Source organism: Methylicorpusculum sp. (assembly GCF_030651835.1).
Classification (GTDB): Bacteria; Pseudomonadota; Gammaproteobacteria; order Methylococcales; family Methylomonadaceae; genus Methylicorpusculum.
The window spans coordinates 1-14,068 of record NZ_JAUSBX010000090.1; the positions used below are offsets into that span (position 1 = coordinate 1).

10 protein-coding genes, 2 tRNA genes and 2 rRNA genes are annotated in these 14,068 nt (G+C 47.8%); 7 read left to right on the top strand and 7 right to left on the bottom strand.

Annotation, left to right across the window (positions count from 1 at the left end):
• From Q7V32_RS11475 to tyrS, 5 genes are all read right to left on the bottom strand, one after another.
• Positions 1-2,001, bottom strand: a 23S ribosomal RNA gene (locus tag Q7V32_RS11475); the annotation flags it as partial.
• A gap of 353 nt (positions 2,002-2,354) precedes the next feature.
• Positions 2,355-2,430, bottom strand: a tRNA-Ala gene (locus Q7V32_RS11480).
• A 48-nt stretch (positions 2,431-2,478) separates the two neighbouring features.
• A tRNA-Ile gene (locus Q7V32_RS11485) sits at positions 2,479-2,555 on the bottom strand.
• 68 nt (positions 2,556-2,623) lie between these two features.
• Positions 2,624-4,158 (bottom strand): 16S ribosomal RNA (locus tag Q7V32_RS11490).
• A 345-nt stretch (positions 4,159-4,503) separates the two neighbouring features.
• A complete protein-coding gene (gene tyrS, locus Q7V32_RS11495) occupies positions 4,504-5,703 on the bottom strand; it encodes a tyrosine--tRNA ligase (protein WP_304897120.1) in 1,200 nt (399 codons plus the stop codon).
• Between the two features lie 362 nt (positions 5,704-6,065).
• On the opposite strand from tyrS, the gene Q7V32_RS11500 reads away from it, so the two are divergent.
• Positions 6,066-7,175 carry an anhydro-N-acetylmuramic acid kinase gene (locus tag Q7V32_RS11500; RefSeq protein ID WP_304897121.1) on the top strand — a complete coding sequence of 370 codons (1,110 nt, stop codon included), beginning with the start codon at positions 6,066-6,068 and terminating at the stop codon, positions 7,173-7,175.
• Between the two features lie 41 nt (positions 7,176-7,216).
• On the opposite strand, the gene erpA is transcribed toward Q7V32_RS11500, so the two are convergent.
• Both erpA and argC read right to left on the bottom strand, forming a co-directional pair.
• Positions 7,217-7,549 carry an iron-sulfur cluster insertion protein ErpA gene (erpA, locus tag Q7V32_RS11505; protein ID WP_159654773.1) on the bottom strand — a complete coding sequence of 111 codons (333 nt, stop codon included), beginning with the start codon at positions 7,547-7,549 and terminating at the stop codon, positions 7,217-7,219.
• Between the two features lie 65 nt (positions 7,550-7,614).
• Entirely contained in the window at positions 7,615-8,646 is a 1,032-nt protein-coding gene (argC, locus tag Q7V32_RS11510; RefSeq protein WP_304897122.1) for an N-acetyl-gamma-glutamyl-phosphate reductase, read from the bottom strand.
• A gap of 107 nt (positions 8,647-8,753) precedes the next feature.
• Between argC and Q7V32_RS11515 the strand changes: the two genes are divergently transcribed.
• The 6 genes from Q7V32_RS11515 to ubiE all read left to right on the top strand — a co-directional run bounded on the left by Q7V32_RS11515 (position 8,754) and on the right by ubiE (position 13,962).
• Positions 8,754-9,731, top strand: coding sequence for an NAD(P)H-quinone oxidoreductase (locus Q7V32_RS11515; RefSeq protein ID WP_304897123.1), 978 nt, complete (start codon positions 8,754-8,756; stop codon positions 9,729-9,731).
• Positions 9,732-9,735: 4 nt separating this feature from the next.
• On the top strand, positions 9,736-10,587 hold the full coding sequence (locus tag Q7V32_RS11520; protein ID WP_304897124.1) for a sulfurtransferase: 852 nt from the start codon (positions 9,736-9,738) through the stop codon (positions 10,585-10,587).
• A 226-nt stretch (positions 10,588-10,813) separates the two neighbouring features.
• Positions 10,814-11,371, top strand: coding sequence for an ATP-dependent protease subunit HslV (gene hslV, locus Q7V32_RS11525; protein ID WP_159654781.1), 558 nt, complete (start codon positions 10,814-10,816; stop codon positions 11,369-11,371).
• Positions 11,368-12,693, top strand: coding sequence for an ATP-dependent protease ATPase subunit HslU (hslU, locus tag Q7V32_RS11530; RefSeq protein WP_304897125.1), 1,326 nt, complete (start codon positions 11,368-11,370; stop codon positions 12,691-12,693). Before hslV ends, hslU begins: the two co-directional genes overlap by 4 nt.
• A gap of 4 nt (positions 12,694-12,697) precedes the next feature.
• A complete protein-coding gene (locus tag Q7V32_RS11535; RefSeq protein ID WP_304897126.1) occupies positions 12,698-13,081 on the top strand; it encodes a DUF971 domain-containing protein in 384 nt (127 codons plus the stop codon).
• Positions 13,082-13,212: 131 nt separating this feature from the next.
• Entirely contained in the window at positions 13,213-13,962 is a 750-nt protein-coding gene (gene ubiE / locus Q7V32_RS11540) for a bifunctional demethylmenaquinone methyltransferase/2-methoxy-6-polyprenyl-1,4-benzoquinol methylase UbiE (RefSeq protein WP_304897127.1), read from the top strand.
• The last annotated feature ends 106 nt before the right edge of the window (positions 13,963-14,068 follow it).

Genomic DNA, 14,068 nt, shown 5'->3' on the forward strand with positions numbered 1-14,068 from the left:
TTTCACTGAGTCTCGGGTGGAGACAGTGTGGCCATCGTTACGCCATTCGTGCAGGTCGGAACTTACCCGACAAGGAATTTCGCTACCTTAGGACCGTTATAGTTACGGCCGCCGTTTACCGGGGCTTCGATCAAGAGCTTCTCCGAAGATAACCCCATCAATTAACCTTCCGGCACCGGGCAGGCGTCACACCCTATACGTCCACTTTCGTGTTTGCAGAGTGCTATGTTTTTGCTAAACAGTCGCAGCCACCAGTTTAATGCTACCTCTTTCAGCTCCAACCGCGAGGGCTTTCACTTACTCAAGGCGTACCTTCTCCCGAAGTTACGGTACCATTTTGCCTAGTTCCTTCACCCGAGTTCTCTCAAGCGCCTTAGAATTCTCATCCCACCCACCTGTGTCGGTTTAGGGTACGGCCACTCGTAACCTGAAGCTTAGAGGTTTTTCTTGGAAGCATGGCATCAGTTACTTCGTCTCTAAAGAGACTCGTCATCACGCCTCAGGATTGCCAAACCGGATTTGCCTAGTCTGACTCCCTACACGCTTAAACTACCTATTCCAACAGGTAGCTAACCTAGCCTTCTCCGTCACCCCATCGCAGTTACGACCGGTACAGGAATATTAACCTGTTTGCCATCGACTACGCCTTTCGGCCTCGCCTTAGGTACCGACTAACCCTGCGTCGATTAGCGTTGCGCAGGAAACCTTGGGTTTTCGGCGTGGGGGTTTTTCACCCCCATTATCGTTACTTATGTCAGCATTCGCACTTCTGATACCTCCAGCCACCTTCTCAAGTGACCTTCACAGGCGTACAGAACGCTCCTCTACCGATTACACTTACGTGCAATCCCGTAGCTTCGGTACTATGCTTAGCCCCGGTAAATCTTCCGCGCGAGCCGACTCGACCAGTGAGCTATTACGCTTTCTTTAAAGGATGGCTGCTTCTAAGCCAACCTCCTGGCTGTCTGGGCCTTCTCACATCGTTTCCCACTGAGCATAGATTTGGGGACCTTAGCTGACGGTCTGGGCTGTTTCCCTTTTCACGACGGACCTTATCACCCGCCGTGTGTCTCCCGTGCTGAAACTTGTTGGTATTCGGAGTTTGCATCGGGTTGGTAAGTCGAGATGACCCCCTAGCCGAAACAGTGCTCTACCCCCAACAGTTATACACGAGGCGCTACCTAAATAGCTTTCGAGGAGAACCAGCTATCTCCGAGCTTGATTAGCCTTTCACTCCGATCCACAACTCATCCGAATCTTTTTCAACAGATCCCGGTTCGGCCCTCCAGTAAGTATTACCTCACCTTCAGCCTGGTCATGGATAGATCGCCCGGTTTCGGGTCTAATCCCAGCGACTGAACGCCCTGTTCAGACTCGCTTTCGCTACGCCTCCCCTATTCGGTTAAGCTTGCCACTGAGATTAAGTCGCTGACCCATTATACAAAAGGTACGCAGTCACGGAACAAGTCCGCTCCTACTGCTTGTACGCATACGGTTTCAGGATCTATTTCACTCCCCTCTCCGGGGTTCTTTTCGCCTTTCCCTCACGGTACTGGTTCACTATCGGTCGATAAGGAGTATTTAGCCTTGGAGGATGGTCCCCCCATATTCAGACAAGGTTTCACGTGCCCCGTCCTACTCGTTTTCACAACTGAGGCATTTTCGTGTACGGGGCTATCACCCTGTATCGCCAGACTTTCCAGTCTGTTCCACTAATGCCTTAATTGCTTAAGGGCTGGTCCCCGTTCGCTCGCCACTACTAAGGGAATCTCGGTTGATTTCTTTTCCTCCGGGTACTTAGATGTTTCAGTTCTCCGGGTTTGCTTCCTACACCTATGTATTCAGTGCAGGATAGTCAGGTTATCCTGACTGGGTTTCCCCATTCGGAAATCCGCGGATCAAAGTTTGTTTGCAAACTCCCCGCGGCTTATCGCATGCTACAACGTCCTTCATCGCCTCTTATCGCCTAGGCATCCACCGTATGCGCTTATTCACTTGACCATATAACCCCAATCAGTCTGGCGTTCAGTTGATTTTCCTTTTCAGGGATCGACTGCGCTCCAGGCCGGCTGTGGTTTGATCAGCTGACATGTTCGCTTTTTTTCTGCTTGAGAACTCATTCAGTTCACCTTCGCTTGCGCTTTGGTGTTCTTGAACTCGTTATTGTATCTTCTTTACCTTTATGCTTACGCATATTGGCTCTGAATTTACAGTGTACAGATTTCCAAATTGTTAAAGAGCCTTGATGCTGTTACTTATCAAGTCTATAAAACCTCGTACCACTCAGTCGCCTTCGCGGCTGGGCAGGGTAAAGTCTTATAGAGTTGAGGTGTTTCGACAGCCTGTTTCTTTCTTGGTGGAGCCAAGGAGGATCGAACTCCTGACCTCCTGCGTGCAAGGCAGGCGCTCTCCCAGCTGAGCTATGGCCCCATTAAGTAGGTTCCCTCGCCCGTCTACCGGCCTTGGCGCTTTGCAAGGTGGTGGGCCTGGGAGGACTTGAACCTCCGACCTCACCCTTATCAGGGGTGCGCTCTAACCAACTGAGCTACAGGCCCAGGCTCGTGTCGTGCTTGATCAAAATAATTTGTTGTGAATACTCATGACACGGGTCGGCGCGTCTTTGTAAGGAGGTGATCCAGCCCCAGGTTCCCCTAGGGCTACCTTGTTACGACTTCACCCCAGTCATGAATCACAAAGTGGTAAGCGCCCTCCCGAAGGTTAAACTACCTACTTCTTTTGCAACCCACTCCCATGGTGTGACGGGCGGTGTGTACAAGGCCCGGGAACGTATTCACCGCGACATTCTGATTCGCGATTACTAGCGATTCCGACTTCATGCAGTCGAGTTGCAGACTGCAATCCGGACTAGGACCGGCTTTCTGGGATTTGCTTACTCTCGCGAGTTCGCGGCCCTCTGTACCGGCCATTGTAGCACGTGTGTAGCCCTACCCATAAGGGCCATGATGACTTGACGTCGTCCCCACCTTCCTCCGGTTTATCACCGGCAGTCTCCCTAGAGTTCCCAGCTTGACCTGTTGGCAACTAAGGATAAGGGTTGCGCTCGTTACGGGACTTAACCCAACATCTCACGACACGAGCTGACGACAGCCATGCAGCACCTGTCTCAGAGTTCCCGAAGGCACTCCGCTATCTCTAACAGATTCTCTGGATGTCAAGGGTAGGTAAGGTTCTTCGCGTTGCTTCGTATTAAACCACATGCTCCACCGCTTGTGCGGTCCCCCGTCAATTGTTTTGAGTTTTAACCTTGCGGCCGTACTCCCCAGGCGGTCAACTTAATGCGTTAGCTGCACCACTAAGTCTTTTAAAAGACCCAACGGCTAGTTGACATCGTTTACGGCGTGGACTACCAGGGTATCTAATCCTGTTTGCTACCCACGCTTTCGTACCTCAGCGTCAGTTTTAATCCAGAGAGCCGCCTTCGCCACTGGTGTTCCTTCAGATCTCTACGCATTTCACCGCTACACCTGAAATTCCACTCTCCTCTATTAAACTCTAGTTACCCAGTATCAAATGCAGTTCCCAGGTTAAGCCCAGGGCTTTCACATCTGACTTAAATAACCGCCTACGCACGCTTTACGCCCAGTAATTCCGATTAACGCTTGCACCCTCCGTATTACCGCGGCTGCTGGCACGGAGTTAGCCGGTGCTTCTTCTAAAGGTAATGTCAAGAGCAAGGGTATTGGCCTTACTTTTTTCCTCCCAATTGAAAGTGCTTTACAACCCTCAGGCCTTCTTCACACACGCGGTATTGCTGGATCAGGCTTTCGCCCATTGTCCAATATTCCCCACTGCTGCCTCCCGTAGGAGTCTGGGCCGTGTCTCAGTCCCAGTGTGGCTGATCGTCCTCTCAGACCAGCTATAGATCGTCGCCTTGGTAGGCCTTTACCCCACCAACTAGCTAATCTAACGCAGGCTCATCTGATAGCGCGAGGTCCGAAGAGCCCCCGCTTTCCCCCGTAGGGCGTATGCGGTATTAGCGTGAGTTTCCCCACGTTGTCCCCCACTACCAGGCAGATTCCTACGCGTTACTCACCCGTCCGCCACTCGTCAGCGCCCGAAGGCCTGTTACCGTTCGACTTGCATGTGTTAAGCATACCGCCAGCGTTCAATCTGAGCCATGATCAAACTCTTCAGTTTAATATGGTTTGCCACTCAGTAAGATGAGTGACCAATCTTGGCTCGACTTCAGAATTAAACGTCATTACTTGAATTAACGTGTAATACTTGTGTCGATTATCTTTTTAACTGCCAGACATCGCGCCACAAGCACCCACACAAATTATTTTGATCGACTTGTTAAAGAGCCAGAACTTTCGCCCTGTTTAGCCTGACTATTATACAGACTCGTTTTTCGTTGTCAACACCTTGTTTGGCTTTTCTTCCCTCCCTGACCCCTCACCGTCGTCCTGACCGCTGAAGAGCTGCATATTCTACAATGTTTATTTACTCTGTCAAGCTTTTGTTTGGGTTGTTTGAAGAGAGCTAATCTTGTCTCGTTAGCTTGATTCTCGCGAACTTCCTTTTGCCTACCTGATAAACATGCTCACTCCCTGCGGGAACAGGTATCTTGGTGTCGGAAACTCGTTCTCCATCTATCTTTACCGCGCCCTGCTTAATCATTCGAAGAGACTCAGAAGTGCTATCGGTTAGACCAGCATCCTTGAGCAGATTTGCAATGGCATAACCCTCGTCAGGCGCAATAAACTCTAATTCATCCATTTCATCCGGAATAGCCCCCCGCTGAAACCTCGCTTCGAAATTCTCTTTTGCTTTAATCGCAGCTAATTCATCATGAAATCTCGCTATGATTTCAAGCGCCAGTTTGACTTTATAATCTCTGGGATTTGCGCCTGCATCACACGCACTGCGCCAACTCGCAATTTCATTTTCGGACCGAAAACTCAAGAGCTCGAAATATCGCCACATCAGCTCATCCGAAATAGACATGAGTTTGCCAAACATATCATCGGGCGAATCGGCAATCCCTACATAGTTATTGAGCGATTTGGACATTTTTTGCACGCCATCCAATCCCTCCAATATAGGCATCGTGATGACGACCTGAGGCTTCTGCCCATAAGTTTCCTGTAAGTGACGCCCCATCAATAAATTAAACTTTTGGTCAGTACCCCCTAACTCAACATCAGCCCTCATAACCACAGAATCATATCCTTGAATCAAGGGATATAGAAACTCATGGATAGCAATCGGCTGGCCGCCTTTATAACGCTTATGGAAATCATCTCGTTCCAGCATTCTTGCCACGGTATGCTTGGCCGCTAATTGGATTAATTCAGCCGGACTCATGGCATTCATCCACGTTGAATTAAATACAACCTGGGTTTTAGCAGGATCCAAAATCTTGAAAACCTGTTCCTGGTAAGTTTTTGCATTCTCCAATACTTCTTCTCGGGTCAACGGCTTGCGCGTTACATTTTTTCCAGTTGGATCACCTATCATTCCGGTGAAATCACCTATCAAAAAAAGTACTTCATGCCCAAAATCCTGGAATTGTTTGAGCTTGTTTATTAAAACGGTATGCCCCAAATGGAGATCAGGAGCAGTAGGATCAAATCCGGCCTTAATTCTTAACGGCCTAGCCTCTTCCAGTTTTTTTTGCAGTTCCGCCTGAACAAGCACCTCATCCGCTCCTCTGTTGAGGATTTTTAGTTGATCTTGCAATTTACCCCCTCTAAAGTTATTAATAATCGCCATCTACACGATTAATAGGCGACGAATAATATCATTTATTCAGCTTCATTTTTCCAAAAATCCCTTTTTATCAGCAATTCTCAGTTTTATCTTTTCGGCGTCATTTTGGGCTGGGAAAAGCCTTTCGAGGAACGCCGTAAACCCTTCCATGGAGGCTTGACAGCACCATCCCTGCTGCAGACATCCTCAAAAAGCTTCCCCCAGCCCTTTTTTCCCTTCAAATTGAGAATTATTGCTGCCTTTTTATAACGCTTTTGAAAAATACCGTCATTTGATAACATTGATGCTTAATCATTTAAGCTTCACGCTCTTTTCACCTATATATAAAGCTAATGTCTGAATTTTACATAGGCCTAATGTCTGGAACCAGTCTGGACGGCATTGACGCCGCACTTATCGACTTTAGCGAGCTAAAGCCTAAGTTTGTAGCTTTTGACTATTGCCCTTATGAACCAGCGTTTAAATCCCGACTAGCCAGACTTACCTCGACTCAAGAGCCCATCCGACTGGAAGACTATGGAACAGTTGACACCCAATTAGGTCGGCAATTTGCTCAATCCGTCTTAAAGCTCTTATCTAAAGCGAATATTCCATCACAAACAATAAAAGCCATCGGCAGTCACGGACATACTATTTACCACGCACCCGACCTGAATTCCGCATTTTCGCTACAAATTGGCGACCCCAATATCATCGCCGAAACAACCGGCATTACCACGGTAGCCGATTTTCGACGCAGAGATATCGCTGCTAAAGGACAAGGCGCTCCATTAGTACCTGCATTTCATCATGCTTTTTTCGGAAAGCACCAAGAAAACCGTGTGGTTGTGAATATTGGCGGGATCGCCAATATCACTGTGTTACCAGGAACCTCTATTGATAAAGTGATAGGCTTCGATACCGGCCCGGGCAACGGCCTAATGGACCAATGGATCAAACACCATAAAGATCTGGATTTCGATGCAAATGGCGATTGGGCGAGTTCCGGTCAATTACTGACGAATGTAATGACTCAGCTATTAAGCGATGATTATTTTAATCATCCAGCACCCAAAAGTACCGGCAAGGAATATTTTTCTTTGGACTGGCTACACAAAAAAGTCAAAGGCTTAGCAGATTACAATCCGAACGACATTCAATGCTGCTTATGCCATTTGACCGCCCAAAGCCTTGCCGATGCAATCAATCGCTATGCGCATAAAACAGATTTGATTCTAATTTGCGGTGGAGGCGTCCACAACGCGTTTCTTATGGACTTGTTGAAGCAAAAATCCAGCTGCAAGGTACTATCTACAGAGCACTTTAATTTACATCCGGATCATGTTGAAGCAACCGCTTTTGCTTGGCTTGCCCGCCAAACAATGAACCATCAACCTGGAAATCTGAAATCCGTTACCGGCGCAAATAAAGCTGTTGTATTAGGGGCAATTTACCAAGGATAAATAGGGCTTTTTTCAAAAAAGCCCTATTAAAATTCATTCTCTTACGCGGAGAAGGAAGAACCGCAACCACATGTTGTTTTGGCATTGGGGTTACGAATAACAAATTGAGCACCTGAAATATCTTCCTTATAGTCGATTTCAGCACCATTTAGGTACTGAATGCTCATGGAATCAATCAGGACTGTGACACCACCATTTTCAACCTGGGTATCATCTTCGTTAACCTCCTCATCGAAGGTAAATCCATACTGAAAGCCAGAGCAGCCGCCACCCGATACATAAACCCTAAGCTTAAGATTATCGTTGCCTTCCTCAGCAATCAACTCACCGACTTTTGTTGCGGCACTGTCAGAAAAAATAATTGGATTGGTCATAAGAATTTACTTGAATGATTAGCATTAAATTAAATTATGTCTTTACCTAGTGTTTTAGTCAAGAATTATGGATACAAAGCAATCGTCTGCAATCCTTCACATTCTTCTATACCGAACATCAGATTCATATTCTGAACGGCTTGCCCGGATGCGCCTTTAACTAAATTATCAATCACGGATAACACAACAATTGTATTACCGCCCTGGGGTTGATGGATAGCAATTTGGCACCGGTTACTACCGCGCACATTTCGGGTATCGGGATGCGAACCTTCGGGCAACACATCGACAAATACTTCGTCCTGATAACGTTGCTCATAAAGTGCCTGAACTGACTCAAAATCCCCACTAAACCCGGCATACAAGGTTGCATGGATGCCGCGAATCATTGGCGTTAAATGAGGCACAAAGGTTAAACCAACAGTCTCCCCTGCCACCAGCGAAAGTCCCTGGATGATCTCAGGCAAATGTCTATGCCCGGCAACTGAATATGCTTTAAAACTTTCGCCCGTCTCACTCATCAATGTCGCCAGCTCCGCCTTTCGACCCGCGCCGCTAACACCGGATTTAACATCGGCAATCAGATGACGGTTATCGATTAAACCGTTTTCAATTAGCGGAAGAAAACCCAATTGCACCGAAGTCGGGTAACAACCCGGGCAAGCTACCAAACGGGCATTTTTGATCACATCACGATTAATTTCCGGCAAACCATAAACCGCTTCCTCAACCAAAGCCGGGGCTGTATGGGTCATGCCATACCATTTTTCCCACTCTGCAATTTCTTTTATGCGAAAATCAGCTGATAGATCGATTACTTTAATATCAAGTGCCAGCAAGTCACCGGCCATCAACATTGCCGTGCCATTTGGAGTCGCAAAAAACACCACCTCACACTGAGCCAATGCATCAACCGAAGGCTCACAAAATTCGGCATCACAAAGTCCTCTTAAACTCGGATATACGCTATCAATTCGCTTACCCGCATCGGCTCTCGAAGTTACAGTAACCACATCCACAGCAGGATGCAAGGCCAAAATCCTTAATAACTCAACACCCGTATAACCGGTCCCACCCACGATTCCCGCTTTAATCATTCGCTTGTTACCTTATTACTGTTGTCAAATAGTTGGGCCGCTTATAATCACGCTCACTCCAACCATGCCAATCACTATTGTAAATGCTCGCTTCAATACCACAAAACATGATCGCTATAGGCATAAGTGAATTCGGCTCATTTGATGCCCTAAAGCCGGTCAACAGACCGGTGCCGACGCCTGCCCCAAATGAAGTTTTAATAAAAGTGGCCGCCGCCGGAGTCAACCGGCCGGACATTATGCAGCGTCAAGGCGCCTATCCTCCGCCACCCGGTGCCTCTGACATTCCCGGATTGGAAATTGCAGGCACAGTGGTCCGAATAGGTTCGGCAGTTAACCAACCGGGCATAGGATCAGAAGTTTGTGCTTTAGTGCCCGGCGGGGGTTACGCTGAATACTGCCTTGCCCCGGCCGAATTATGTTTACCCATTCCGGTGGGATTCAACATGATTCAAGCCGCCGCGCTACCGGAGACTTTTTTTACTGTCTGGAGTAATGTGTTTGACAGAGCCCAGCTTAATTCTGGTGAAACTTTGCTGGTTCACGGCGGCACCAGCGGCATCGGCACCACTGCGATTCAATTAGCCAATGCTTTCGGCGCCAAAATCATTGTGACGGCAGGATCCGACGATAAATGCGCATTTTGCGTCGAACTCGGCGCCGATTCAGCCATCAATTACCGCACCCGGGATTTTGTCGAGGATGTTTTATTGCTGACCGACGACCAAGGTGTCGATGTCGTTTTGGATATGATAGGCGGCGATTATTTTGCTCGAAATCTTAAATGTTTAACTGAAGAAGGCCGTTTAGTGCAAATCGCCATTCAAAATGGCGCCAAAGTCGAACTCAATTTGTGGCATCTGATGGCCAAACGGCTCACATTGACTGGCTCAACTTTACGCTCCCGAGATATTCCGTTCAAAGCGGCAATAGCCAGCAAGCTGAAACAACAGGTTTGGTCTTTGCTGGAAACGGGTAAAATCCGCCCTGTTATCCACGCTCATTTTCCGCTCACTAAAGCATATAAAGCCCATGAGCTGATGGAAAGCAGCCAACACATCGGTAAAATAATACTCACGGTATAAAGTCATGAACTACACAACACTCATTTCTCCTGAACAATTAGCCACTTCCATCAACCTGCCGAACTGGATCATTTTCGATTGCCGGTTTTCCTTAGCTGACACTGAAGCCGGCGCCCGTGCGTATCGACGAGGACACCTCCCCAATGCCCGCTATGCGCATTTAGATAAGGATTTATCATCAGCCATCACCGATTTCACCGGTCGCCATCCCTTGCCTCATTTTGGATTGTTGAGCAAAAAACTCGGTCAATGGGGCGTTGATAATCAATCACAAATCGTAGTGTACGATGACGCAGGCGGGGCTTTTGCCGGACGCATGTGGTGGTTATTAAAGACATTGGGGCACGACACTGTCGCAGTTCTCGACGGCGGCATCCCGTTCTGGCAAAAACACCAGCACCCCATCACGACCACCTTGCCAATAATATCGACTAAAGAGTTCAGGCCTTACCTGGACGACACACGCTGGGTGAATGCATTACAGGTTCAAAACGATCTGGCCGGAAAAAAAAGTTGCGTCATCGATGCACGAACTCTTGAACGATTTAAGGGACTTCAAGAACCTTTAGATCCAGTTGCAGGTCATGTGCCTGGCGCTATTAATCGGCCTTTTCAATTAAATCTGAATCCGGATGGATCGTTTAAAACGGCAGATAAATTACGAGAACAATTTTTACAACTCCTGGGCAGGACCCAACCTGAGCAAGTCGTGCATATGTGCGGCTCAGGTGTTACTGCCTGCCATAATTTGCTGGCTATGGAAATAGCCGGTCTAAAAGGCTCAAAACTTTATGCCGGATCCTGGAGTGAATGGATACGCGATAAAAACCGCCCGGTAGTTCAGCAAAAGTGCTGAAGATCACTTTTTCATAATCCAGCGTGGATTCCCCGTCAATTAAACCCAGCTGAGCATTAAGCATTTTGAACATTTTAATGTTTGATTTAAATCATCTCACGTCAAAACCTTTAAACTGAGGCAACCTACCCTTATATTAACCCTTCAATCAATTCAGATTCATTTCCCCATAAGGAACAAGAACAGGTAGAATTGACACCAATAATTATTAACCAAGGAAATAAACGTGAGTTTTAGAGGCACGACAATTCTCTCCGTTCGCAGAGGCGACAAAGTAGTCATCGGTGGCGATGGTCAGGTGACGCTAGGCAACACTGTCATGAAAGGCAATGCCCGCAAGGTCCGCCGTTTATATCATGACAAAGTGATTGCCGGATTTGCAGGCGCCACGGCAGATGCATTTACATTGTTTGAACATTTTGAAGGCAAACTGGAAAAACACCGCGGCAATCTGACCCGGGCAGCCGTGGAAATGGCCAAAGACTGGCGGACGGACCGCGCGTTACGCAAACTGGAAGCCTTGCTGGCGATTGCCGATTCCAAATCGACTTTTATCATTTCGGGCACAGGTGATGTGATTGAACCTGAACACGATTTGATCGCCATCGGTTCCGGCGGCCCATTTGCCCAATCAGCGGCCAGGGCTTTGCTGGAAAACACAGATCTCAGCGCTCGCGAAATCGTCGAACGGTCTTTAAACATCGCTGCCGATATCTGTATTTACACCAACCATAATTTGCGTATTGAAGAGTTGGACGCAGAACCCAAAGAGTTATCCGAATGAGCCAAATGACCCCCAAAGAAATCGTTCACGAACTGGACAAGCATATTATAGGGCAAGCCAATGCCAAACGTGCCGTTGCGATTGCGTTGCGCAACCGTTGGCGCCGCAGCCAGGTGACCGGTTCCATGCGTGAAGAAATTACACCAAAAAACATTCTGATGATTGGCCCCACAGGTGTTGGTAAAACAGAAATTGCCCGCCGTTTAGCCCGCTTGGCGAATGCGCCGTTCATCAAAATTGAAGCGACCAAGTTTACCGAAGTCGGTTATGTCGGACGTGATGTCGAATCCATCATCCGGGATTTGATCGATACCGCCGTTAAACTGGCGAGGAATGAGGAAGTAGAGAAAGTTCAGACCCGGGCTGCCGATGCCGCTGAAGAGAAGGTTCTGAATATCCTGTTGCCCGGCGCTGAATTCGGCGGCTTTTCAGATACTGAAAATTCGACACGCCAAAAAATGCGTAAAAAATTGCGCGAAGGTGATCTGGATGACAAGGAAATTGAGGTCGATGTCCGCGCCACTTCCTTAGGCGTTGAAATAATGGCACCTCCCGGTATGGAAGAGATGACCAGCCAATTGCAGGGCATGTTTCAAAACCTGAACAGCAACCGCAAAAGCACGCGCAAGATGAAAGTCAAAGATGCGCTGAAAGTCTTGCAGGAAGAGGAAGCGGTTAAGCTGGTTAATGAAGAAGATATCAAGATGCGTGCCGTTGATGCCGTGGAACAAAACGGCATTGTATTCTTGGACGAGATTGACAAAATCTGTAAACGATCCGAAATGGGCGGAGGCGGTGGCGAAGTTTCCCGTGAAGGTGTTCAACGCGACTTGTTGCCCCTCGTTGAAGGCAGCACCGTTTCAACCAAATACGGCATGATCAAAACCGATCATATTCTGTTTATAGCTTCTGGTGCATTTCATTTAACCAAACCGTCAGATTTGATCCCCGAGTTACAAGGCCGTTTCCCTATCCGCGTAGAACTCGACGCACTGAGCGCTGACGACTTCGTGCGTATTCTCACCGAACCGGACGCCTCATTAACTGAGCAGTATCAGGCATTACTGACTACCGAAGGCGTCACCTTGCAGTTTACTCAAGATGGCATTAAGCGTATTGCGGAACTCGGTTGGCAAGTCAACGAAACCACCGAAAACATTGGTGCCAGACGCCTGCATACCATTTTGGAAAGACTGCTGGAGGACATCTCGTTCAATGCTCCGGATTTGAATGAGCAAACGGTTATTATTGATGCCAGTTACGTCGATGCCAATCTGAATGAGTTGGCACAAGATGAAGATTTAAGCCGTTATATTCTCTAAAACCATGCGATTAAATACACCATCAATCAGTACCAATCCGACCGAAATCAAGTTGCATCAGGTTTCCAAAATACTTGAGATCAGTTTCGATGACGGGCAGACTTTCAATCTGCCCTACGAATACCTGCGGGTATTCACACCCTCGGCCGAAGCTATTGGACACGGCCCCGGACAGGAAATTCTGCAAACCGGCAAAGAGAATGTCACGATTACGGAATTGAAACCGATAGGCAATTATGCCGTTGCGCCACACTTTAGCGATGGCCATAACAGCGGCATTTACTCCTGGTCTTTACTCTACCAATTGGGTAATGAACAGCCAGTTCTGTGGCCGGCGTATCTTGAAAAACTAAAAGCCGCAGGCTATCAACGCTCCAGCCAAAATTGAACCGGATAACAATAAAAATGGAAAATCTGATGGGCAATCATTCCGAACAGTCCGTTAGAGAAATAGCTCTCTTCCATCAATCGAACAAATGGGCAGCTCGTCAGAGGTCTGCCCGTTAAACGGAAAATAACATGACAAACGAAAACACCACCCATTTTGGCTTCAAACAAGTACCGAAAGAAGAAAAAGTGGCTCTTGTGCGCGACGTATTTGACTCGGTTGCGAACAGTTACGATTTAATGAACGATTTGATGTCGCTGGGCATCCATCGCATCTGGAAGCGTGTTGCGGTGCAACTCAGCAATGTTCGCAGCGGCGAATCCGTGCTTGATCTGGCAGGAGGCACCGGCGACCTTACCCGTTTGTTTGAAAAACGCGTGGGCAAACAAGGCAGCGTAGTCCTTGCCGACATTAACTCGGAGATGCTTAGAACCGGAAGAAACCGGCTGATTGATCATGGATTGATAGGCAATGTTCATTATGCGCAGGTCAATGCTGAATGCCTGCCGTTTAAAGATAACACCTTTGATTGTGTCTGCATCGGTTTTGGATTGCGCAATGTTACCGATAAGGATGCGGCGTTACGTTCCATGTATCGCGTTTTAAAACCGGGCGGACGCGTCATCGTACTTGAATTTTCTCATCCCATCGATCCAGTCACGGAAAAAGTTTATGATTTTTACTCCTTCAATCTGCTGCCGAAAATCGGCGCGATCGTCGCTAAAGATGAGAACAGTTATCGCTATCTGGCCGAATCCATCCGCATGCACCCTAAACAGGACGACTTAAAGCGTATGATGGAAGCCGCCGGTTTGGAGCGTTGCGATTACTATAATATGACCCAAGGTATTGTCGCTGTGCACCGGGGCTACAAACTTTAAACCCGGCTCGCGGGACCGGTTACTCTCACATGTTAATCAGGATAAAGAGAGCGCTCAGCATTTAGGCGTCTTTACCCTATAGGATTGAGCCTAATCAAAGCCCATT